Source organism: Methylotuvimicrobium sp., from assembly GCF_050611805.1.
Classification (GTDB): Bacteria; Pseudomonadota; Gammaproteobacteria; order Methylococcales; family Methylomonadaceae; genus Methylotuvimicrobium.
In genome coordinates this window covers 1-22,900 of record NZ_JBNGHF010000048.1, presented here as the reverse complement: position 1 = coordinate 22,900, position 22,900 = coordinate 1, and the positions used below count along the sequence as shown (strand labels likewise).

Annotated in this window: 25 protein-coding genes and 1 pseudogene; 11 read left to right on the top strand and 15 right to left on the bottom strand. The window is 49.4% G+C overall.

All coding sequences use genetic code 11. The annotated features are described in order from the left end of the window. Positions 1–156: 156 nt before the first annotated feature. The 5 genes from hsdR (at position 157) to ACRJJO_RS17900 (ending at position 6,287) form a co-directional block, all read left to right on the top strand. Positions 157–2,505 carry an EcoAI/FtnUII family type I restriction enzme subunit R gene (gene hsdR / locus ACRJJO_RS17920; protein WP_431066993.1) on the top strand — a complete coding sequence of 783 codons (2,349 nt, stop codon included), beginning with the start codon at positions 157–159 and terminating at the stop codon, positions 2,503–2,505. After that, entirely contained in the window at positions 2,502–3,986 is a 1,485-nt protein-coding gene (locus tag ACRJJO_RS17915; RefSeq protein ID WP_431066992.1) for an N-6 DNA methylase, read from the top strand. The genes hsdR and ACRJJO_RS17915 overlap by 4 nt, the downstream gene beginning before the upstream one ends. Before the next feature lie 81 nt (positions 3,987–4,067). Continuing rightward, on the top strand, positions 4,068–4,358 hold the full coding sequence (locus tag ACRJJO_RS17910) for a GIY-YIG nuclease family protein (RefSeq protein WP_431066991.1): 291 nt from the start codon (positions 4,068–4,070) through the stop codon (positions 4,356–4,358). Positions 4,359–4,547: 189 nt separating this feature from the next. Then, a complete protein-coding gene (locus ACRJJO_RS17905) occupies positions 4,548–4,997 on the top strand; it encodes a hypothetical protein (RefSeq protein ID WP_431066990.1) in 450 nt (149 codons plus the stop codon). A 24-nt stretch (positions 4,998–5,021) separates the two neighbouring features. Then, the gene (locus ACRJJO_RS17900; protein ID WP_431067007.1) at positions 5,022–6,287 is read left to right on the top strand and encodes a restriction endonuclease subunit S; all 1,266 of its coding nucleotides are present in this window, start codon (positions 5,022–5,024) and stop codon (positions 6,285–6,287) included. Positions 6,288–6,325: 38 nt separating this feature from the next. Here ACRJJO_RS17900 and ACRJJO_RS17895 read toward each other — a convergent pair whose 3' ends face one another. Beyond that, positions 6,326–6,460, bottom strand: coding sequence for a hypothetical protein (locus tag ACRJJO_RS17895; RefSeq protein WP_268745422.1), 135 nt, complete (start codon positions 6,458–6,460; stop codon positions 6,326–6,328). A gap of 16 nt (positions 6,461–6,476) precedes the next feature. On the opposite strand from ACRJJO_RS17895, the gene ACRJJO_RS17890 reads away from it, so the two are divergent. Together ACRJJO_RS17890 and ACRJJO_RS17885 are read left to right on the top strand one after the other, a co-directional pair. Further along, the gene (locus tag ACRJJO_RS17890; RefSeq protein ID WP_431066989.1) at positions 6,477–7,376 is read left to right on the top strand and encodes a hypothetical protein; all 900 of its coding nucleotides are present in this window, start codon (positions 6,477–6,479) and stop codon (positions 7,374–7,376) included. Further along, positions 7,373–8,095, top strand: a complete 723-nt coding sequence (locus ACRJJO_RS17885) for a DUF4011 domain-containing protein (protein WP_431067006.1) — start codon at positions 7,373–7,375, stop codon at positions 8,093–8,095. Before ACRJJO_RS17890 ends, ACRJJO_RS17885 begins: the two co-directional genes overlap by 4 nt. On the opposite strand, the gene ACRJJO_RS17880 is transcribed toward ACRJJO_RS17885, so the two are convergent. After that, on the bottom strand, positions 8,028–9,245 hold the full coding sequence (locus ACRJJO_RS17880) for an IS701 family transposase (RefSeq protein WP_431067005.1): 1,218 nt from the start codon (positions 9,243–9,245) through the stop codon (positions 8,028–8,030). The genes ACRJJO_RS17885 and ACRJJO_RS17880 overlap by 68 nt on opposite strands. Before the next feature lie 317 nt (positions 9,246–9,562). Between ACRJJO_RS17880 and ACRJJO_RS17875 the strand changes: the two genes are divergently transcribed. After that, positions 9,563–9,910, top strand: a complete 348-nt coding sequence (locus tag ACRJJO_RS17875) for a TOTE conflict system archaeo-eukaryotic primase domain-containing protein (RefSeq protein ID WP_431066988.1) — start codon at positions 9,563–9,565, stop codon at positions 9,908–9,910. Positions 9,911–9,999: 89 nt separating this feature from the next. Here the strand turns inward: ACRJJO_RS17875 and ACRJJO_RS17870 are convergent, their stop codons facing one another. The 13 genes and pseudogenes from ACRJJO_RS17870 to ACRJJO_RS17810 all read right to left on the bottom strand — a co-directional run bounded on the left by ACRJJO_RS17870 (position 10,000) and on the right by ACRJJO_RS17810 (position 20,579). Then, positions 10,000–10,191, bottom strand: coding sequence for a hypothetical protein (locus ACRJJO_RS17870; RefSeq protein WP_431066987.1), 192 nt, complete (start codon positions 10,189–10,191; stop codon positions 10,000–10,002). A 143-nt stretch (positions 10,192–10,334) separates the two neighbouring features. Continuing rightward, positions 10,335–11,820: pseudogene (locus ACRJJO_RS17865) on the bottom strand (IS3 family transposase). Between the two features lie 46 nt (positions 11,821–11,866). Further along, complete coding sequence (gene istB, locus ACRJJO_RS17860) at positions 11,867–12,589, bottom strand: IS21-like element helper ATPase IstB (RefSeq protein WP_431066986.1); 723 nt, start codon at positions 12,587–12,589, stop codon at positions 11,867–11,869. Next, entirely contained in the window at positions 12,582–12,932 is a 351-nt protein-coding gene (locus tag ACRJJO_RS17855) for a hypothetical protein (RefSeq protein WP_431066985.1), read from the bottom strand. Before ACRJJO_RS17855 ends, istB begins: the two co-directional genes overlap by 8 nt. A gap of 3 nt (positions 12,933–12,935) precedes the next feature. Then, the gene (istA, locus tag ACRJJO_RS17850; protein ID WP_431066984.1) at positions 12,936–14,195 is read right to left on the bottom strand and encodes an IS21 family transposase; all 1,260 of its coding nucleotides are present in this window, start codon (positions 14,193–14,195) and stop codon (positions 12,936–12,938) included. After that, positions 14,195–14,386, bottom strand: a complete 192-nt coding sequence (locus tag ACRJJO_RS17845) for a hypothetical protein (protein ID WP_431066983.1) — start codon at positions 14,384–14,386, stop codon at positions 14,195–14,197. Before ACRJJO_RS17845 ends, istA begins: the two co-directional genes overlap by 1 nt. A 509-nt stretch (positions 14,387–14,895) precedes the next feature. After that, positions 14,896–15,420, bottom strand: a complete 525-nt coding sequence (locus ACRJJO_RS17840; RefSeq protein WP_431066982.1) for a reverse transcriptase domain-containing protein — start codon at positions 15,418–15,420, stop codon at positions 14,896–14,898. 355 nt (positions 15,421–15,775) lie between these two features. Then, positions 15,776–16,117: a four helix bundle protein gene (locus ACRJJO_RS17835; RefSeq protein ID WP_431066981.1), complete on the bottom strand. Its 342-nt coding sequence runs from the start codon at positions 16,115–16,117 to the stop codon at positions 15,776–15,778. A 57-nt stretch (positions 16,118–16,174) separates the two neighbouring features. Further along, positions 16,175–16,804, bottom strand: a complete 630-nt coding sequence (locus ACRJJO_RS17830; protein ID WP_431066980.1) for a DUF1566 domain-containing protein — start codon at positions 16,802–16,804, stop codon at positions 16,175–16,177. 153 nt (positions 16,805–16,957) lie between these two features. Then, the gene (locus ACRJJO_RS17825; protein ID WP_431066979.1) at positions 16,958–17,590 is read right to left on the bottom strand and encodes a hypothetical protein; all 633 of its coding nucleotides are present in this window, start codon (positions 17,588–17,590) and stop codon (positions 16,958–16,960) included. A gap of 130 nt (positions 17,591–17,720) precedes the next feature. Further along, positions 17,721–18,389 (bottom strand): hypothetical protein, encoded by a 669-nt coding sequence (locus ACRJJO_RS17820; RefSeq protein ID WP_431066978.1) that lies wholly within the window; start codon positions 18,387–18,389, stop codon positions 17,721–17,723. A gap of 998 nt (positions 18,390–19,387) precedes the next feature. Continuing rightward, on the bottom strand, positions 19,388–19,900 hold the full coding sequence (locus ACRJJO_RS17815; protein ID WP_431066977.1) for an endonuclease V: 513 nt from the start codon (positions 19,898–19,900) through the stop codon (positions 19,388–19,390). A 136-nt stretch (positions 19,901–20,036) separates the two neighbouring features. Then, positions 20,037–20,579 carry a flavin reductase family protein gene (locus ACRJJO_RS17810; RefSeq protein ID WP_431066976.1) on the bottom strand — a complete coding sequence of 181 codons (543 nt, stop codon included), beginning with the start codon at positions 20,577–20,579 and terminating at the stop codon, positions 20,037–20,039. 172 nt (positions 20,580–20,751) lie between these two features. Here ACRJJO_RS17810 and ACRJJO_RS17805 point away from each other — a divergent pair, with 172 nt between their 5' ends. From ACRJJO_RS17805 to rlmN, 3 genes are all read left to right on the top strand, one after another. Beyond that, a complete protein-coding gene (locus tag ACRJJO_RS17805) occupies positions 20,752–20,943 on the top strand; it encodes a hypothetical protein (protein ID WP_431066975.1) in 192 nt (63 codons plus the stop codon). 251 nt (positions 20,944–21,194) lie between these two features. After that, positions 21,195–21,404: a DUF3820 family protein gene (locus ACRJJO_RS17800; RefSeq protein WP_125217289.1), complete on the top strand. Its 210-nt coding sequence runs from the start codon at positions 21,195–21,197 to the stop codon at positions 21,402–21,404. Positions 21,405–21,437: 33 nt separating this feature from the next. Continuing rightward, positions 21,438–22,475, top strand: a complete 1,038-nt coding sequence (gene rlmN / locus ACRJJO_RS17795; protein WP_431064487.1) for a 23S rRNA (adenine(2503)-C(2))-methyltransferase RlmN — start codon at positions 21,438–21,440, stop codon at positions 22,473–22,475. Positions 22,476–22,900 lie beyond the last annotated feature (425 nt).

Genomic DNA, 22,900 nt, shown 5'->3' with positions numbered 1-22,900 from the left:
AGTACTAAGTGAATATTTTCCAGATCTTTTTCACATCAAAATGGTGAGGAATGAAGGGGCGAGTTTTCGCCAATATGCTGAAAAATGATGTAAAGTTAATCATATTCTGCTCAACGTATAACATCTTCTCGATTTCATCGAAGGGACTTCATCCCAATGGACAGCAAAGAAAAAAAACAACTCAGCGAAACGGACATCTGCGATTTATTCATCACCCCCGCGATCAAAGATGCCGGTTGGGACCCATACAGACAGATTCGGCGCGAAGTCACCTTGACGCCCGGGCCTATCGTCGTCAGGGGCAATATCTCTTCCCGCAACAAGAAAAAGAAAAAATTCGCCGATTACGTATTGTCCTGGGAGCCCGGCGTTCCGCTGGCGATTGTCGAAGCCAAAGATAACAATCACACCGTCAGTCACGGCATGCAGCAGGCCTTGGGCTATGCTGAAATTCTCGATTTACCCAATGCCTTCAGTTCCAATGGCGATGCATTCGCCATGCACAACAAGGCGGCCGGCGAAGACGAAGACATCGAAAGCGAAATCGCCTTAGAACACTTTCCAGAACCCAATACACTCTGGCAGCGCTACAAGACTTATCGCGGCATCGCCGACGAAAGCCAGGATTTAATCGTCCAGCCCTACTACAGCGACATATTCGGCAAAGAACCGCGTTATTACCAAATCGAAGCGATCAACCACGCCATCGAAGCGGTCGCCAAAGGTCATAAGCGCATTCTATTGGTCATGGCGACCGGCACCGGCAAAACCTACACCACCTTCCAAATCATCTGGCGCCTATGGAAGGCCAGAGCCGTCAAGCGCGTGCTGTTTCTGGTCGATCGTAATATCCTCGCCGACCAAACCCTGGTCAACGACTTCAAGCCCTTCGGCTCGGTGATGACAAAAATCAAAAACCGCAAGATCGATCCGGCCTATGAAATCCATCTGGGGCTTTATCAAGCCATTACCGGCACCGACGAAGCAGATAAGATTTTCAAAAATGTTTCTCCCGATTTTTTCGATTTGATCGTCATCGACGAATGTCATCGCGGCAGCGCGGCCGACGATTCGGCTTGGCGGGAAATCCTCGAATATTTCTCCAACGCCATCCAACTGGGTCTGACCGCCACGCCGAAAGAAACCAAATACGTGTCCAGCATCAGCTATTTCGGCGAGCCGGTTTACACCTACAGCCTGAGACAAGGCATCGAGGACGGATTTCTCGCGCCTTACAAAGTCGTGCGCATCGATATCGATAAAGACCTCTATGGCTGGACCCCGCCGCCAGGCATGAAGGACGATTTGGGCAACGACATCGAACAGCGCACCTACAACCAGATCGACATGGACCGCATCCTGATCCTGAATCAGCGCACCAAGCTGGTCGCCGAGCGGGTCATGAAATATCTCAACGCCACCGATCCGTTCGCCAAGACCATTATCTTTTGCGAAGACATTGATCATGCCGAACGCATGCGCAAAGCCATCGTCAATGCGGCCGGCAAACTGGCCAAGGATAATCCCAAATACGTCATGCGCATCACCGGCGACAGCGTGGAAGGCAAAGCGGAACTGGACAATTTCATCGATTCCGAAAAAGTCTTTCCGGTCATCGCCACCACTTCGGAACTGCTGACCACTGGTGTCGATGCCAAAACCTGCAAACTCATCGTGCTGGACAAAACCATCAGCTCGATGACTATCTTCAAACAAATCATCGGTCGCGGCACCCGTATCGAAGAAGAGTACAACAAATACTTCTTCACCATCATGGACTTCAAGAAAGCCACCGAGCTGTTCAAAGACCCGGACTTCGACGGCGAACCGGTAGTGATTTACGAACCGGGCGATGGCGACGACCCGGTACCGCCCGACACAGGTGGGCTGGATGATCCAGGAGATGATGATATTGAAGAGCAACCGGGTGTTTACAAAGTGACCGTCAGCGGCGTGCCGGCCAAAATCGTCGCCGAGCGCATCGAATACCTGGGCCCGGACGGCATGCTGATCACCGAATCCTACAAGGACTTTACTCGCAAGCAAATCCAAACCGAATTCGCCTCGCTGGACGAATTCCTGAAACGCTGGAACGACAGCAACAAAAAGCAAGTCATCGTCGACCTGCTGGAAGAGCACGGCATCCTATTCGACAACCTGGCCGAGGAAGTCGGCAAGGACTACGGAATATTTGATTTGATCTGCCATATTGCCTATGATCAGCCCCCTTTGACCCGCAAGGAACGGGCGCTGAACGTCAAGAAGCGCAATTACTTCACCCAATACGGCGAGCAGGCCAGGGCGGTGCTCGACGCCTTGCTGGAAACCTATGCCGACGAAGACATCGGCAGCCTGGAAAACAGCAAGATTCTGAAGCTTAAACCGTTCAGCGACCTGGGTACGCCGGTCGAAATCATCAATCAGTTTTTCGGCGGCAAAAGCCAATACCAGTCCGCCATTCAAGAACTCGAACAGGAACTGTTTAAACAGGAACAAAGTGCATGAGTAATGTTTCCGGCATCATCAAATCCATTCAAGACATCATGCGTAAGGATGTCGGCGTCGATGGTGATGCGCAACGTATCAGCCAATTGGTCTGGCTGTTTTTTCTGAAAATCTTCGACGACCGCGAAGAAGAATTGGAATTGATAGAGGATGGCTATCGATCGCCGCTGCCGGAGCATATCCGCTGGCGAGCCTGGGCGAAAGACCCGGAAGGCATGACCGGCGATGAACTGTCCGATTTCGTCAACCTGCAACTGTTTCCGACTCTGAAGGAAAAACTGCCGATGCAGGGCGAAACCGCCCAGCGCGCCCAGGTCGTGCGCGACGTGTTCGAAGACACCTACAACTACATGAAATCCGGCACGCTGCTGCGCCAGGTGATCAACAAAATCTGCGAAATCGACTTCAACAACACCGAGGACAAACACACCTTCGGCGACATTTACGAACAAATTCTCAAAGACCTGCAAAGTGCCGGCAATGCAGGCGAATTCTACACCCCGCGCGCCGTGACCCGTTTCATCGTCAACCGCGTCGATCCCAAGCTGGAAGAAACCGTGCTCGACCCGGCCTGCGGCACCGGCGGCTTTCTCAGTTGCACCGTTGATCATAAACGGGATTGTTATGTGAAATCCGATACTAAAAAGGAAGAAATTCTTCAAACGACGATTCGCGGCGTCGAGAAAAAGGCTATGCCGCACATGCTCTGCGTCACTAATATGATTCTGCACGGCATCGACACGCCCACGGCGATTCGCCATGACAACACCCTGAGCCGTCCTTACAAGGATTACGGTAACAAAGACCGGGTCAACGTCATCATCACCAACCCGCCGTTCGGCGGCATGGAAGAGGACGGCATCGAAAACAACTTTCCGGCCAACCTGCGCACCCGCGAAACCGCCGATTTGTTCATGGCCCTGATCATCAAGTTGTTGAAAGACCAGGGGCGCGCCGCCGTGGTATTGCCGGACGGCTTCTTGTTCGGCGAAGGCATGAAAACCCGCTTGAAACAGCAATTGCTGGAAGAATGCAATCTGCACACCCTGGTGCGCCTGCCCAACGGCGTGTTCAATCCCTACACCGGCATCAAGACCAACCTGTTGTTCTTCACCAAGGGTAAGCCGACCGAGCACGTCTGGTTCTACGAACACCCGTATCCCGAAGGCGTCAAGAACTACAACAAGACCAAACCGATGCGTTTCGAGGAGTTCCAGCCGGAAATCGACTGGTGGGGCGACGAGGCCGACGGTTTTGCCAGCCGCGAACAAACAGAACAGGCCTGGCGCATCTCGATCGATGAGATCAAGCAACGCAACTACAACCTGGACATCAAGAACCCGCACATCGGCGAACAAGTCAGCCACGACCCGCAGGAATTGCTGCAACAGTATGCCCAGCAACAACAGGCCATGACCGACATCCGCAGGCAAATCAAAGATATTTTGCAACAGGCGCTAAAACCGGGCGAACCCAGTTAAACGGCATGAAAGAATTTAACAACGTCATTCCGGCAGGGATTGCCGGAATCCAGTATACAGGGAAGTAACACGGAAACATTAATGAACAAACAACCCTGCGTTTACATATTATCGAGCCAAAGAAACGGCACTCTCTATATCGGTGTAACTTCGAATTTAATTCAGCGAGTATATCAACATCGAACAGGCATGATAGAAGGTTTTACCAAGCGTTACGGGGTTCATAACTTGGTCTGGTATGAAAGTCACGAAATGATGGAAAGTGCAATCCAAAGAGAGAAACAACTCAAGAAATGGTCAAGAACTGCAAAAATTCGTTTGATAGAACAACTCAACCCCGAATGGCGGGATTTATGGAAAAATTTAACGTAACGACCAACGCCGTCATTCCGGCAGGGATTGCCGGAATCCAGTGACCAGGGATGGTACGCGTTGAATACATCCCTGTAGTCTGGATGTCGGCAATCCCTGCCGACATGACGGTTTAACTTAGTGGGTTTGGGTGAAAGTGAACGGCCCAAAGCCGCTGCTTGAATATGTGATAGCTGATGAAACACAATAATGCATAACTTGATCGCCACTAATATAGATGTCTGGACCGCGGCGCTGGAAAACAAATCGGCCGCCGGCAGAGGTGCGAACAACAAGCAAACGGCTTACGGCATTAAGAAGCTGCGCGAGCTGATTTTGGAACTGGCGGTGCGCGGCAAGCTGGTGCCGCAAGATCCAAATGATGAACCGGCCAGCGTGCTGTTGGAGAAGATTGCCGAGGAAAAGGCGCGCTTGGTCAAGGAAGGGAAGATCAAAAAGCAGAAAGCTTTGCCGGAAATTGGTGAGGACGAAAAACCTTTTGAATTGCCTGAGGGATGGGAATGGACAAGGCTTGGAAATATTTCTCAGATCAATCCAAGAAATGATGCACTAGATGATATTGAAACCTCTTTTATTCCTATGCCTTTGATTTCTAGTTCTCATTCCGGGGAGCATGAACAAGAAATTAGGGCTCAATAAAAAAAGGTTATACCCATTTTGCTGATGGTGACATTGGCAAAAATTACACCGTGTTTCGAAAATAGCAAAGCGGTTGTTTTTTCAAATCTTCGCAATGGAATAGGTGCAGGGACAACTGAGCTTCATATTGCTAGACCTTACAATCGATCATTGAACCCCAAGTATATTCTGCTTTTTTTAAAAGCGCCTCAGTTTTTGTTGATTGGCGAAACAAAGATGACAGGAACCGCTGGTCAAAAACGACTCCCAAAAGAGTTTTTTGCTGGAAACCCCTTACCTTTACCACCATTATCTGAGCAACACCGCATCGTCGCCAAAGTCGATGAACTGATGGCGCTGTGCGACCAACTGGAGCAGCAGCAAACCGACAGCATCACCGCGCATCAAATACTGGTTGAAACCCTGCTGAAAACGCTGACCGACAGCGAAAATGCCGAACAGCTGGCGCTAAACTGGGCCGTCCTGTCCGAACACTTCGACACCCTGTTCACCACCGAACACAGCATAGCCCAACTCAAACAAACCATCCTGCATCTCGCCGTCATGGGCAAACTCGTCCCTCAAGGTCCCAATGACGAACCGGCCAGTGTGTTGCTCGAGAAGATTGTCGAGGAAAAGGCGCGCTTGGTTAAGGAAGGGAAGACCAAACAGCAGAAGATTTTGCCGGAAATAGTGGATGATGAAAAGCTTTTTGAAATAATGGACGGATGGGAATGGTCTCGCTTGGGTGATCTCTGGCTTGATTCATTTTACGGGCCAAGATTTGGAAAGGATGAATATGTTGCGCATGGTGGATATCCGACAATTCGAACAACGGATATGACTTCCGATGGAAAAATCCTTTTGAAGGACCCACCAGAGATTCTTGTGGAAGAGTCTAAGCTTTCTCTATATGGACTAGAAAAGGGCGACTTGTTAATCACAAGATCTGGCAGTATCGGGACAATGGCAATATTTAATTTGGATATAGCTGCAATCCCAAGTGCGTATCTAATTCGAATTCGCCTATCTAAACCAATGGTGCCGGAATATGTGCTGCTTATGTTAATGAGCCCGCTAGGTCAATCCTATCTTGGTTTAAATACGACTTCTGTAGGTGTTCCAAACGTCAATGCAACCAAGATGTCGCAATTTGTGTTTGCAATTCCACCTGAAGCGGAGCAACACCGCATCGTCGCCAAAGTCGATGAACTAATGGCGCTCTGCGACCAGCTACAAGCCCAAATCAACAAAGCCCAGACCACTCAAATTCACTTGGCCGACGCCATTGTCGAACAAGCGATAGCCTAGTTGGTTTCATACGTCATACTCGCATCACTGCCATTAAGTTAAGTTGTCATGTCGGCAGGGATTGCCGACATCCAGACTACAAGGATGTATTCAGTGCCAGCCATCCCTGGTTTCTGGATTCCGGCAATCCATGCCGGAATGACGGTCAGGTTAGTGTGGACGGTTTTTTTCATAGAATAGAATAATGATATGTTCGGTTTATCTGACATAAATGCTGCCTTATCCATTTGGGATCGAATCAAAAAAGGGACGGCTGATGATCAAGCGATACAGGCTCCCGATACGGTCGCTAGCCGCTTTGTTCGACTGTTTGAAAAACACGGCATCCACCGCAACCAGATTCCGCGCTTTTTCGGTCAGGGCTTGAGCCTGGACTCCGTTTCCAGCGATGAAAAACTAATTGCGCATTTAACTCACGAAATTTTGCAGGCGGCGGCGGAACTATTCTCCATTCGTCTGGAATGGCTGGAAGGCGCCGATGATCAACTTTATGACACGCATGATTTTTACAAGCATCCGGAAGGTTATGGCGAGTTCTTAGAAAAATTGAATTCCAAGGGCGATCAACGGCTAATGGTCAAGCTGGTATTAACCAATTACGGTTATCCCGATGAAAATGCGCTGTTAGTGATCGAGGAAGAAATCGCTAGCCTGGGTGATGGGGCCATTGTCCGTTATCACCTTTGTAATGGTTGGTCGCATAAATACTACAAATGCCGAGCAGGCCTTGCCGCTTGCATTGCGATGACCTTAAATCAAGGGGTTTTTATTCGAGGCAGTTGGAAACAAGGTCCGGTTGATGTCTTTTGCGAAGGCAAAGGATTTATATCTGACCTTGATTCTTTGCCTTATGCCTACCGGCGGGATTGGTTGATGCGTAAACGTTATGCCAAAGCCAACTGGCATCCGGATCACTGGATCTATGATCCTGAAGATTATCTGGATGGCGTCGATGAAGGCGATTATGGCAAAAGAAGCGCACTAGAAATCTGGCTGTATTATTTCGACAAAGGCTTACTGGAAACCGGCTATCACCGCAAACATGCCGCCGAAGATTTCAAGGCATATCTACAGAACAATATTAAATAATAACTATAAAAGGACTGACGATTATTAACTTTTGTCTTGATTCGCTTGAACAAATTAGAAATAGACTGCTTGACCTGACGGCTAGAAATCGGTTGCTGAATTTCAGCCACGGACGTGGCGGCTACATCAGGATCGTCGATGAATTGCCGGATCAGTTATGTAATTTATTGTTGGCTGAAGAGGAATTGGAATTTCTGCCTATCCCCGAGCCGACCCGGGAGCAGCTAATCGAAGCAGGTTATGTGAAGATCGACGCTGTGACCGAGCAAGAGGTTCGCGTTAAAAAAGATCCTACAGCCGCCGAATGGGCTAAATGGTTAAACATCAAGACGGATTACGAGTTGCCCGAACCGCTCGAAAGTGACGCACCGGACAAGTATCAAGATAAAGCCATCCAAACGTTGTTGTTCACTTATGAAATGGAAACACGGCTCAGGTCGCTTCGGAACAAGGCGGAAACGGCGATAGAGGAAACAGGGGGCAATATTCTGTATTTGTCCTTCGGCTTTTTGGAATGGTACGAAAGCCATGACAGTGATAAAGCGCGGCTGGCGCCGTTATTTTTGGTGCCGGTTACGTTGAATCGCGGCAAATTGAACAAAGAGGCCGGAACTTACGTTTACACGCTTAATTCTACTTTGTCATATTTACTCAAGGGCGACCTCCGAACGTCGAGCGGGATTTCATGGCTTGCTCTCGTAGTCGGTGGCGCTTGTTAATGACGTTGGCGAGCTCATCGGCGCTCAACTGTCGACGCGGCAATAGATGCGCCAAGGCGGTGACCAGATCGTTGAACGAGAGCATAGGCCATTGCTGGCGGCCAGTCTTTTTTTGTTTGACCAGGGACAAGGTGCCCAGCATGACCACGGCCATGTGGTGATGCCAGGCGTCCCAACGACGTACTTGGTAATCGGCCAGGCCGCTTTCGCTCTTGGCTTCGCGGAAGCTGTGCTCGATGAAATAGCGTTGCGCTTGGACCCTGGCGAGTTTTTGCCAAGGGGTATTCAACGGCGCATTGGACAGGCAGTAGTGCGAGATTTTGTCGGCGCCGACTTCCTTTCGCACCAAAAGACGCCAGCAACGGGCTTGGTCTTCGACGCCATCCCAGACCCAGACCTGCGTATGCAAGTAGTCGGCGGTCAGAGGACCTTTTTCGCCGGCACGCAAGGTCAAGCGTTGCCAGGCCTCGGCGGGTTGCTCAGCCACCCAGTGATCGACACGCATGGCCGGGTTTTGTGCTTTGCGCCGGGCGGGAGGTTTACCGCGTCCCGACCAGGCCGGAACTTGCGGGTCGGGGTCGTTGAGGTAAATCATTTGGTGGCAATGCACATCCGCGACGAAACGGCAGTCCAATTGATCGACACTCCGCAAAAAGGCGGGTTCTTTACCGTAGCCACCGTCCACGCCGACATAGCCGAAGCGCACACCGCGCTGCCGGGCGGTTTTTAGCATGGCCAGGGCCAACTGGCTTTTGCTGTGATAGGTCTGTGCCTTGGGTGGAATCGCGGCCCGTTTGCAGCGTGCCGCGTCTTCAGCCCAGGACTGCGGTAGATACAGGCGAGTATCGATCAGCGTGGCCAGATCATCGCGACAGAGGGCGGCGAAGACGCCGACTTGGCAGTTATCGACCTTGCCGAGACGGCCGTTCCACTGCCGAGCGACGCCTGCAGAGGCCTCGCCTTTTTTGGCAATGGCGCTCTCATCGAACAGCAACACGGCATCATCGCCGCCCAGTAACGCGTCGGCTTCCTGGGCCACTTGGCAACCGAGACCGCCCCAATCTGCACACCCTCGGTCAACATGTGTTGCATGGACTGGTGATCGGTGGCGTTGACTTCGCTCATGCGCAGCATGTTGACCCGATCGGATTGGAAGATGCCGAACATATAGCCCATAAACGCGCTAGAGAGGTCGCGCGTGCGGGAGGCGAAAAACGAAGCATAAGGGGCCAAATGCGCGCTGAGGGCTTCTGGTAAGCCTTGCAGGGCCTGTTTGAGAGGGAGTTTAGAATTTTCACGTCATACCGTGAATTATCTATATAAAACAGAGGCTTATTATACATCAACAACTCTTGATCGGGTGGCGTTATAATCTGACAAACTAGAATTAATCATATCCGCAATCAACTTATGGATAAACTTGGGGTTGACGGCAATATCTATAATGACCCCCAAAACTGACCAACTATGAACAGCCTCGAACAAGAGATCGCTGAGTTAGAGAAAAGGCTCCATGCCTTGGACACCGAGCGCGCATCCCTCGCTCAAACATTGGCGACGCTCAAGCAGCAACGCAAAGAACAAATCGACAGCTTTGAACAACGTGGCGATAATTCAACGGTAACTCATCAGTCGTCTCGCCAGGATAAAATCAAACTATTTCGCACTTTATTCAAAGGCCGCGAGGATGTTTATCCTAAACGCTTCGTAAGCAGTAAAACCGGAAAACCGGGTTATTCTCCGGTTTGTTTGAATGAATGGCATCCGAAGCTCTGCCATAAACCTCGTATTAAATGTGGCGATTGCCAGTGTTAACGCCGACCTAAACCCGCAACTATTTGCCGCAGGATAACAACAAAAAATACGGCGGACGGCACATCTTCAAAGCATTATAAAACGCCCCGCTAAAACGGGATCTCATCATTAAAATCGCTCTCCTCATGTCCTGCCTGTTGTTCATCAGGTATTGTTTTGTACATGTCCAGGATATCCTCACCATAATGTTCCCAAATGGCTTCTTTCAACTCATCCAGGAACTGATAGACGCAATCGGCTTCTTCCGGTGTCCAATGGGTGGTGATTCTCAGTATTTCCATTGGGCGGCCCCCTGTTGTCTGCGGCGTCGTTCCGTCGCCTGTTCTTTGGCCTCTTTCATGCGATACGATTGTCCTTCGATCCGGAATGTGTCAATGACATTGAGACACCAAGTTGATTTATTTAGTGTCTAATTGTTGTGTATTTATGAGTCGAGGTTCTCCTTTGTGTTAATAGGCGGATTAATCCAAACGGCGTTAGGCAAGCTAGGTGGCAAAGGGCACTTTCCTTTGAATCGCTTTGGATTGGCGAGGAAGGCAATCTCCAGGGTTTTTGCGCGTGCTTGGTATACCGTAGCCGCTTGGTCGAAATGGACGGTGGCCGGGGTCATGTAACCGATGCCCGAGTGGCAATGGGACTGGTTGTACCACGGGAAGAAGCGTTGGCAATGGCTGCGGGCATCCTCAAGGCAGCCGAAGCGGACGGGGAAATCAGGCCGATATTTCAGGGTTTTGAACTGGGCCTCAGAATAGGGATTGTCATCCGAGACATAAGGGCGGCTATGGGTCTTGGCGACATCCAGATCGACCAGTAAGGCAGCCACGGGCTTGCTGCGCATGCTGGATCCGCGATCGGCATGCAGCGTCAGCGTATTCGGCGGGATGTTGTGCTTGGCCACCGTCTCGGCGATCAGCTGCTCGGCCAGTTCGGCGGTTTCCCGCGGGGCGACCATCCAGCCAACGACATAGCGACTGAAAATATCCAGAATCACATACAGGTGGAAACAGGTCCATTTAGCAGGGCCTTTGAGTTTCGTAATATCCCAGCTCCAGACTTTTGATTGGGCGCGGTGGCCAGGAGTTCAGGCTTGGTATAGACCGGGTGCATCCGTTGGCGCCTGCGCTCCGCTGACTGGCCGTCCGCCTCCAGAGCACGGTACAAGGTGCGTACCGAGCCGATGTAGCGCCCCTCGTCCAGCAGAGTGGCATAAACAACATACGGCGAGCAGTCGGCGAAGCGTTCGCTGTTAAGCACCTCCAGCAGTTGCTGCCGCTCATTAGTCGAGAAAGCCAGCGGGGCGGACGGACGAGGCACCCGCGTTACCGGCACAGGCGCCAGGTGGCGCCGACGGGCATCCTCGCGATAGACCGAACTGCGGTTCAAATTCAGGGCTGCACAAGCCGGAGCCAGGCCGACCTCCGGGGCCAACTGGTTAAGGGCTTGCATCAGTTGGACTCGCTCGGCGTCTCGTCCGCCGGCAGTCCGAACAAGACGCAAAGTTTTTTTTGGACATCAATAATGGCATTGGCCTGAGCGAGTCTGCGACGCAGGCGCTCATTTTCCTGGGTAAGTTGGTAAACACGACGATCCTCGGCCTGAGCCGGGTCGGCCTTGCGCCCACGTTTTTGCGGAGCCAGCGCGGCACGCTGATCGGCAGCACGCTGTTTGCGCCAAGTGGCTAATTGGGAGGAGTAAATCCCTTCTTTGCGTAATAGGGCGCCAATCTCACCCGGCTGAGTACAGCGATCAGCGACATCCAGGATGCGGCGCTTGTCGATGCTGGTAAATTGTCGGCGCTGGGCGGTGGCAACCACCTCCGGATCGGGCCGCGCGCCGGAGGTCGCGTTTCCAGCCGCCCTACGGGCGTCTTCCAACGCGACCTCCGGCGCAGTTAATTGTGGTGATTCCATGGTCTCTGCTTTTGATTTGCTCATGATTCTGGCCTACCTTTATACTCTAATTTCCGAGGGGTAAGTGTCTCAGGTCATATTGGCACAGGGGGATCGCGATGATCTCACTGTGATGAACCAACCGGTCAACCAGAGAGACGACACAAGCGGCATTGGGAAAGACGTCGTTCCATTCGGCGAACGGGCGATTGGTAGTGACCAGCGTTGACCGTTGTTCATAGCGTTGATTGACGATTTCAAACAGCAGATCCGCGTGGCGGTTGCTGTAGGAGAGATAGCCGACTTCATCGATGATTAACAAAGCCGGTTTGGCGTAGTGCTTGATTCTTCGCCGCAGTGCGTTGTCGCTGTCCAGGACGGCCAGGTCATTGAGCATGTTGGCGGCCGTTGTGAACAAGACCGTATGGCCGTGCATCACCGCTTGATAACCGAGGTTTTGCGCCAGGGTTGATTTGCCCACGCCGTTACCGCCCAGTAGGATGATATTATTGGCGCCGGTTAAAAAATCCAAGTGCATTAACGCATGGATCGCGTTTTGATCTATTTTATCCGGCCACTGCCAATCGAATTCGGTTAAGGGTTTAAAGCGTCCCAGTTTAGCGTGACTTAAACGGCGCTCCAGTGAACGTTGTTTTCGCTCTTGCCGTTCCCAGTTTAATAGGGTTTCCAGCCAGGGATACTGTGCTTGCGTCAGTTCATGCCAATGCGCCTGCACACCATGAAGCTTGAGCTCAATCGCTTGTTGCTTGAGTTGGTCGGCATCAATCATGGTTTTCCTCCTTGGTTATCGCTGTTATAGCGTTCTCTGGCTCTGGTTCTTTCTTTTGCGCTTTCTTTTTCTTCTTCTCCTTGTCCTTGTCCTGCTCTGTTTCGCTGTCATTGACCGGGCCGTCCTCATGACTGGGATTGAGTTGGTCATAGTCAGCCAGGTTGACCGCTTTGACGCAGTACGGCTTGACTTTATCGGGTACCGCGACAGCCAGGGGCGGCGGTTGCCGTTTTTCATCACGCCGGCGTTCCAGGATTTGTTGCACCGTTTGCGGGTAGGGCGATTGCTGTTTGAGCGCTTCGTCGAGCGCGCTGTGCAATTCGTCTCGGCCATAGTCATCCAATAGCTAGTTCAGTAAGCGGAGGGTGGTGGTTAACACATGGCCCCGTTGGATGGCTTGCTGCAGAAAAAGGGGAATATGCGCGGAAGCGGCGCTTAAGCGGTCTTGCCCGCGGTGCTGCTTGGCGTTGGTTTTTTGCAGCCATAAGGCATTAATATGGTTTTCATCTTCGATTTGCTTAGCCTTATCGAAACTGCGTCGATGTTCGGCAATCATGTGTTCGCCATCTAGGATGCAGAGCTGCTTAAGATCGGCGATCACCGTCAGCGGTTTTTGTACGTGCTGATGCGGAATCGAGTAATCATTCAAGTCAAAGCGGATATAAGGCGTCTTTCGGGCTATGACCGGTTTACTTTCACGGGTATCAAACGGGTTGTCCGGCAGACTGAGCAAACTTGGCTGCTCCTGATGAAAAGCCTCCTTCACCGTCAGTTCGGTATTTTCCGGGCAGCGCCGCTCGCCGCTAACGCCTTGACACCATTGATCGGCCTGATGATTCAGTTCTTCGAGTGTTTGAAAATGTCGCGCGGCAAAAAAGTTATCCCGGATATAACGAATCGCCCGCTCCACACGGCCTTTTTCATTGCCGCGCGCGACGGCGACCGGGCGTGGCTCAAAGCGATAATGCGCGGATAAGGCCAGCAACGTGGGATGAAAACGGATGGCGTCGCCTTGGCGTTCCAGCACGGCCGACTTGAGATTGTCATAGAGCAGCACCTTGGGTAAGCCATTCCAGGCCTCGAACGCCGCCACATGACCGCGTAAAAAGTTTTCCATTTGTTGATTGAGGTAAAACTGCAAATAGATTTGCCGCGACCAACTTAACACCATCACAAACGCCATTAACGGTCGTTTGGCTTTGCCGATTTGAATCGAACCAAAGTGTCCCCAATCGACTTGGGCTTGTTCACCGGGTAAGGTCTTTAAGCGCAAATGGGCTTCCGGCTGTCGGCGCGGCCGCAGTTGACTGATGCGTTGGCGGAACAGGCTGGTGCCGCCGGGATAACCCCGTTGTTTCACCATCTCATACAACCTGGCGGTCGTCAGGGTCGGAAACTGCGCCAAGGTCTCCCGGATAAACGGTAAATACGGATCGATGATCGATGGTCGCGGCGAGCGTTCAACCTTCGGAAGGCCGGCTTGCGATAACACGCGGTCAACAACGGAATGATGGATGCCTAACTGGGTGGCAATCGTGCCGACTCGCCACTGCTCTACAAAATGATACCGCAGTATTTTCGCTTCAATGTCTTTATTGATGGTCATCATCCCCCCTCACCAGCATATCGGTTCCGGAATACAGGTAAAATCCGGCCGGCATGGACAAAATCCCGGCGTAACCAAGGCGCACACAGAGCACCGCAATGGTGACAACGCAAATCACCGGCCATGAATTCGATGGTTTCGGCTTTTTCGAGTCCGGTGCGCTTACGTTTCAGTACATCATGAGCGGTCACCGGTAAGGAACCCTGATGCGTTACTTTTTGTTTCTGTCGTTCCCGAAACCGTTGTTGACGGCTGGCATTATGGAAGCGTCCTGAGCGGGTGCACTGATATTTTTTCCCGGCGCGCCTGCGGGAGTCTAAACGAGCGGACGCGGCGCATCCGTGGGTGCAATAACGCTGACCACGATCACAACTTGAGCAGATGATGACCTGGGTATGACAACGGTGACAATGATAAAGGCGGGCGGATCGGCACATCGACAAAAAGGCCGATGAGGGCTGGATTTATTCCCCAGATATGTCACACTGAGGATCGTGCTTCGGCACGGTTTTGGGGGTATGGCGTCAGTGTTGACCGTCAAATCTTGGTGGCGTCATACCTTCTCTCAACGACACCGCTCTTTATACCGCTGACCGTGATGCTTTGCTTGATTATTGATGAGTCGAGTTCGGAAAAAACCCTCCATCACGATTTTTTCAGCAGGCTATTTGAGGCTGGGGGATAACGTGGAGGAATTTTACTATTCGGCAAATAACTGCGGATTTGGGCTGGTTTTTACAGCAAACAACAGGGTTTTGTTAATGTGCATAAAAAAGCCCTGGATATCCAGCTTTAACACATAACAATCTTTCGTATAATTTTGCGAGCATTGCCGGATGAATCGGTCAACACGCTGGATGCCAAAATGCGTGCCTTTGCCTTTGCGACAGGTATAACTGTCATGGATGAACGTTTTCTCAAACAGCGGATTCAGCTTATTGATGATCAGATGATGCACCACCCGATCACGAAAGTCGGCGGCGAATATTTCTCGCTTAACCGGCTTGTTGACAATAAAGGCAATGGATTTGCCCGGCTGGTAACTGCCGTCATTGATTTCAGCGCAGAGTTTTAGCAGATTGACTTCATAATCCATTTCAAAAGCCAGGGCATTGAGGGTATTGCGTTTAGTGCTACGGCAATTCGCATAGGCTTCAAACAATTCCGCTAGCGCCAGGGTTGGCTTTAAGTCTTGCAGCAGATCCAACAAGGATAGTTGCTGCATAGGCTTTAATCCCTAAGTAAACACGGGCAGCAAGGACAATCGCTGCCCGCATGTCTAACGTTAGCTTTGTTTAAAACCCCGGACCGCACGCACTCTGAGCGTGTTGTTCTCAGTGTTGTTGTTCTGGTTGCCATTGTTGAAGTTCTGGTTCCACGCGTTGTTGCTAGCGTTCTCCGACGAACTCCAGTAGTTGTCATTGGCAAAACCACCCACCACGTTTTATAAAGTCGTTTTAATAAGCGCAAGGCCTCTCGCGCTTATGTTGCTTAACTGCTCAAAAAGAACAGTCCCTTTATCGCTTTTAAACAAAAGCATGCTCACTGGCTGTCACCATAGCCACAGCCATTCCGGCGTTTTACTGACTGGCATTACGCCAGCCGGTAATTTGTTTGCCTATGCTGTCCATTAATACCGTCAATTCGGCCTGCTTCTTAAACGACAGTACTTTCATATCGGCGCATAGGCGTATTTCCAGCTTGAGCAGTTCAAACTCATCTAAAAATTTTTCCAGATGCTCTTTTTTCTGGGCTGATTTATTGGCGCGGTATATGCTTCTGACCAGTTGCAGGGCGTCACGCTTCATATCCTGTCCCAGGGTATATTTATACTCCTTGGGGAAATCCTTGGTGACTTCAAAAATCTTCAGGATCAATTGATAGGTATCCCGGTAAACCGGCAAGTCATAATACAGCGCCATGGCTCAAAAAAAATCGCCCGCTACGCGGGAAAGAAAAGTGTTAAAGGGATTAAATAGTTAAAAAGCCCGGACCGCACGCACTCTGAGCGGGTTGCCCTTAGGGCTGGTGACCTGGAGGCCATCGAAGAAGGACTGGGCCCACGCGAGGTTGCTAGCGAGCTCCGTAGAGCTCCAGTAGAGGAGAGTGGCAAAACCACCCACAAGGTCTTTTTGTTGATATAACAAATTTAATTCAAATTTTGACGGTAAATACCAGTCACCATAACCACCCCCCGTATAATTTGCACAGAGAAGAGCGGCGTAACTGCCACCACCTTGGCTAATTATAATGCGATCAGTATTACGTTCACCGTTGATACCGTCCCAAACCGCACCGGTTGCGATAAAACTGCCATTGAACCATTGTATGCCTGTGCTTTGGTCTTCCGGCGCGGCTTCTAAGCCATGCTTTCCGTCATCAGAGACAAAAAACACAATACCACCGCCTGGCCCGGTGTCGCCTATTGCGTATGAGTCTGGTGTTAAGGCATTGACTTGTGTTTGCAACGACGATACGTTTGCAGTGGTTGCATTTAAATCATTGCGCAATGCCGCCAGGGAATCGCGTGCTTGTGTTGTAAAAGAAACTGACAGTAAGGTCAGGATGAGGAGGCATGATTTGATCATCGTGCTTGGCTTGTGTTTCATGGTGTTCTCCAGTGTGGGTTAAGGCTTAGTGTGGTTGCCGTAGTTGGTCTGTAATGGCGCTAGTTTTGTGCGGCTACGACCGGTGAATACAGCGCCATGGCATAAAAACATCGCCCGCTACGCGGGAAAGAAAAGTGTTAAAGGGTTAAATAGTTAAAAAGCCCGGACCGCACGAACTCTGAGCGTGTTGTACTTCATGGCGTTGGCCTGGTTGCCACTGAGGAAGTACTGGTACCACGCGCTGCTGCTAGCGGACTCCGACGAACTCCAGTAGTAGTAAAGGGCAAAACCACCCACCACGGCTCTTTGTTGATACAACACATTTAACTCATCTTTTGACGGCAAATACCCGTCTGTTTGACCGTTTGGCCAAGCATAGTCAGTCGCTAATTGCGCCGCGATGCCTGCCTCGGTGCAGCCGGCCAGAATATCGGCGGTATTTTGGGCGCCGGTACCGATTGCAGTGCCATCGGCTCCCGTTATAGATTGACCAAAACATCCCCATTGTGCCACGCCTTGATCTTCAGGTGCGGCTTCCAAGCCATGAGCACCGGCATCGGTAATATAAAAGACGATGCCGCCGGCTGGGCCGGTGTCACCGATGGCGTAGATGTCTGGCGTTAAGCTGTCAACCTGCGTTTGCAGCGCAGTAATCTGGTCTTGCTGGTCTTGTAACTTGGTAACGGCGGCATTTAAATCGTTGCGCAATGCCGCCAGGGAATCGCGTGCTTGTGTTGTAAAAGAAACTGACAGTAAGGTCAGGATGAGGAAACAGGATTTGATCATCGTGCTTGGTTTGTGTTTCATGGGTGGGTTAAGGCTTAGTGTGGTTGCCGTAGTTGGTCTGTAATGGCGCTAGTTTTGAACTACGACCGGTGAAAATGTTGCTAACTACCACTGTAGAATTCGCGCGCGTTTAGGCTTTGGCTTTTAGGTTGCGTAACAGGGGCATTAAGCCCACCAAAAACAGCCAGAATGCTCCAGGCAGGGGAACAGCGGTTGTGATATCGTCGACGTTAAATTCATAACAACCGTCGCAAGTTGAAGCCACATCGACACTGCTAAAAGTATGGGTCTCATCAAGCAGACCCAGGAAGTAAACTAAGCTACCATCTGCTAAGGTTGATTCGTAGCTGCTCGATAAGAACGCCTGTGTGGTTCCGGACGCATTCGTGACGGTTAATGAAATATCGTCGTCGAACAATTCATCGCCACTGAGAAAAAACATCCCAATCGCAAAAACCGGCGCGAAGCTTAATTGGAAACTATCACCGCCTAAAAACGCCCCACCAGAATCGGTGCCAAGATAATTAGCACCGGACGTGGCTGAGTAGGTATCGAGAATTTGCATCGATATGCCCAGCGCAGCGAGGTCAGGATAAGTAAAGGTAATGCCACCCAACGTGCCGCCATTAGCAATGGTAGTGCCGGCAACACTGTTGTCAAAATTCAGCGTTGATGCTGAGTAGCCGCTAATTGCCGTATGAAAAGCTGTAGAGTCGGTAAACGTACTAAACGAGGCGTAGCTGTTTACTGAGAACAAAAGTATCAAAGCAGCGCTTGATGTTTTTAGAGCCCTAATCATGAGGTTATCCTTGCGTAAATTGAAAAAATCGTTTTGTGTAAAGCAATTTATGCCTGTTAAATATTAACAGCATTATTTCGCATCCATGGCATTACCGAACAGCAAACTAGGCCTTACTCGGGAGAGTTTCATGCTTACGCGGCGCTCTCACCACTGGCAGCATTGCCAGGTTACCCAGTCTAGCAATCAAGCAACTATAGAAATACTGTCAGGCTGTCAGCTATTCAAGTGCTGTCAGTCAAGAGAGCAACGCAGACGTCCGCTATTTAGATAATAGGAACGCCAGACAACATACTAGAAATAGCCTGAACATTTTTACTATTCCTAAGTACATTCGTTTGTTCCGCATATTCTATGCTCATTAATTTATTTTCAAGTATTTCAGGGATATAACGATATACTTATTCTACTTATTTAATTTTTTACTGGAATAAAGTAGGTGATGTAAAAAAAACTGACACTTTAAATCGTACTATGATGATATAAGACTTGCCCGAACTCCCCTATTTGTTTGGGTCAATGCCTCTATGAAGTATTTTGTTGGTGTAAAAAACCTGACACAGTAAATGAGACGACACTCTCGCTGCATTCACCACGCCAAAATATCGAAATTGCTGAAACGTAAGCAGTTCTTGCAATCAAGAATCTAAATTAAAATAACCGGCAGCTAACGAATCAAGTCTTGTCGCTGACGTCTTAAGCCCGGCAGTCCGGTTTTGGCCGACTGCCGGAGACCACGAAAGGCTGCTTCGTAGAAGCGAAATCCGAAAAACGATGTTTGGGCATGCGACCGCTTTGGAGAAAGTCGTATGCCGGGTTTGAGTCGAATTTTGACAGAGCAAGTTCTGCCAATCTCCGACAACCAACAATATCAGTATGATGGCGGTTGCAATCCAGAACGTCACCGTTCGACATTCAATATAATCGGCGGCTAACCCGCGTAGCTGGTTTGAAGTCTGTTTGATGGAGAGGGGAGGCTACACTGTTCTGCTCTGGTCTCAAAGCTTCCCTCTGGCTAATTGGTCAGCCATTCGTACCAACTCTGGGATTCGGTACTTCCCTGCCATTCCACGTACCCACTGTGCTGCCGATTCGACCTCAATTCCAGCTGCGGTAATGTAAAGAGGACGCTTTGACATGCCCCGATGAACTGGAATGACAAAGGCACAAGCTTCAGTACCGGCGAACGAGCTCTTGGCAATCCCAATCACAGGTGTTGCTTTTCCAAGGGCTTCGTACAGATATGCACCTAGACCGGAGCGACCTAATGGGGGTAGCCAAACGTAGCCATCGACAACAACAACGTCTGGAGTCTCAGGCAACAATCGGAGCACGGCCATCAGGCATGGTAACTCTCTCCGGTAGAAACTTCCCGGCTCGTAAGGCTCAACTTTCTCAATGAATTGAACATACCTCGAATTTGGCGCTGGCGCTGCCCACGAGTCAGCCAATACGCAAGCTGCACGCGCTTCCTCCTTCCGGTAGTAGACGTCAAGCACCGCGACTGACATTGTGTTATCTAACTTTGAATACACAAGTCTACGCGTTTTTTTCGCGCTGTTTCGGTGGAATGACGGGTTTGGCTGGACATCGAAAAACCACCCGACAGCTCCAATTGTTAACGCCACATTTTCAAGATTTTCAGTTTTAGACACCCTCTGGAAGTTTCGAACGCATCATTTCCCGTCGGTCCAACTTGTCTCCATCGACTATAAAGGTCTCATCACCGATTGCGTGAATGGTTCGCTTCTCTTCTCGGGGTTCATCAAAGTAGGCCTCAACACCTTCAAGGACAAGGATATTGTGCTTTTCGACGATATCGATCACCTTGCATTCAATATTTGCCAGGCATTCCTTGATCAATGGCGCCGCGACCTGCTTTGCCTTGAGTGGGGTTAGTCCAAATTTTTCCAATTTATCCGTATCGGCACCGGAACAAGTCCCCACCCCAACCACCTGATCTATTAGATCTACCGTTGGTATGGCAATGACGCATTCTTTGGAATTCCGAAGCGCGTTATACGAATAATTCCAGTATCCCGTCGTTATGGCAAATCTCGGTGAAAAATCCATGACCATCGTCCAAGAGATGGTCATGATGTTATTCTTCTCGCCATCATTTGTCGTAATCAACACAACAGGGCCAGGCTCGATCAGCGTAAACGCTTTGCTAATGGGCATTGTCTTCATCACCGTATACCTCATGCTGTTTGCCAAAATATATTCGACAGTACATAGCTCTTATAATGCCGGCTTTCGATTAGGCGAATAGTAAAATACTATTGCACTGCTTGCGCCATCGTGCGGGCGACGACACCTTCGTCCAACACGGTCTATCCGTCTTCAATCTTTGGCCCGGCCTATGTTCAAAATCCACAAGCGAACCATTCATATCAGTACCTCGGAAAAATCTCAGCAGCGACTTGAAAATCAGGTTGAAAAAAATTCCCATTCTAGCATTTCCAACATCCTGGCAATTCCGGCTATGATTGCCGGTGCTATCGTTGAAACACTAGTCTTTTCCGTGTTTTTTGCCGTTGCTGATTCCTCTTGAGATTTTGGGATTCAAAGCATGGCGTATGATGAAATCTGCGCAGAAACAAACCATGCACGGTACAGAGGGTGACAGTATTACCGCCGAATACACGGTGCTTTCAGATAACGAAAAGGAATAAACCATCCACCATAGTGCCCAAATTTAATCCACAGAATCTGTGGATAAGCCTGTGTCGATCCCGTTACAAGTAACGACAAGTCATTGTCTACACTAGCGCCAGTTAAATTGGTTGATTTCGAGCCACCATCATGAATTCGGAAGACTTAAAAAAGCTAGTCACATTTGCTATGCCTTTCGGCAAATACAAGGGGCGAGTCATCGCGGATTTGCCTGGCCATTACCTTAACTGGTTTGCACGCGAGGGCTTTCCAAACGGTGAATTGGGCCGGCTATTGGCCTTGATGCAGGAAATTGATCATAACGGTCTTAAGCCACTGCTAGATCCCCTAAGAAAATGAGTCATTGAATTATTAATATGCCAGGAGAAACTTTTGAAGCAGTCTTTTTATGACCTAAGCTATTCTGATTTAGAGGCGATTATAAATCAAAATAACTTAAACCCGTCAGTATCCGCTATACTTTTCAATTGGCATTATAAGAAAAAAGAAACCACTCAGTGGCGTGATAAAATTTCTAAATTGGCGTTAGCCTTTCTTGAGAACAGTTTCGACTTTTCGCTGCCCGAAATTGATACGGTTTATGAGTCAAAAAAAGATAGAGCGGTAAAATTTCTTTTTAAGCTTAAAGACAATCATAAGGTTGAAACCGTCCTAATCCCGTTTAACAATAAATATTCAATTTGCCTTTCATCACAGGTTGGCTGCGCAATGAATTGTTCGTTTTGTTTTACCGGAGAACAAGGGCTGAAAAGGAATTTGACCACAAATGAAATTGTTGGCCAGTTCCTGCAGGCTTGGCGTTGGTTGGCGACAAATAGACCTGGAGAAGAGCGGATTATAAATATTGTTTTTATGGGGCAAGGCGAGCCTTTACATAATTTTGATGCTGTTAAAAAAGCGTGTGAAATTTTCTTATCTCAACACGGAACGTCAGTGGGTGTCCAAAAAATCACTATTTCAACAGCCGGTTATATTCCTGGACTTAAAAGGTGGAGCCAGGAAATCCCTGGAGTGAACCTTGCATTGTCTCTTCATTCGCCATTTGAAGAAAAGAGAAATGAACTTATTCCCATTAATAAAAAATATCCACTAGATGAGGTATTGACCTATATTGACAAGATACCTTTAAATAAAAAACAATTTATTACTTACGAATACCTACTAATAAAAGATTTTAATGATTCACCAAACGACGCTGAGCAACTCGGGATGTTACTCGCTGGCAAAAGTGCTTATATCAACTTAATTCCTTTCAATCCATACCCGGGATCACATTACAAGCGCCCGAGTTTGGATAAAGTTGAAAAGTTTAAAGAAGTTTTAGATACTTTTAAAATCCCTACTTTAATAAGAAGCGTTAAAGGCGATGACGTATTAGCCGCATGTGGACAACTTAATTCCAATAATTAAATAGCTTTCAAGTGCCAGAGAATGGGGTCGGAACAAGTTGACAATAGGTATTCATGGTTAAAAATTACATAAAGCCTGAAATTTAACCAATAAATTATCGGATGAGCCGGTGATTTTCATGGTACTCCTTTTAGAAGTAGTTTATCGATGACTGCTAAGGGTTCTACTTAGCCATTCGGAAATATGGGTTGAGTGGTTCTTGTCGACGAGCGACTTGATTCCGAGTCTTAAAACATCCACCTCCCAAAACCCAAGCCATCGTGGCCGTCCCCGCCGGAAAGCCCAACACCACCATGGGCGCTATTGCTCATTTTAAGTACACATCCTTGCGGCCATCCATAAACACATCTATTCAATAGGATCGGCCTATGATATAGAGCCCGTGATTAATTAAGCTACATTCGAAGCGTATTTAGTATCTTCCA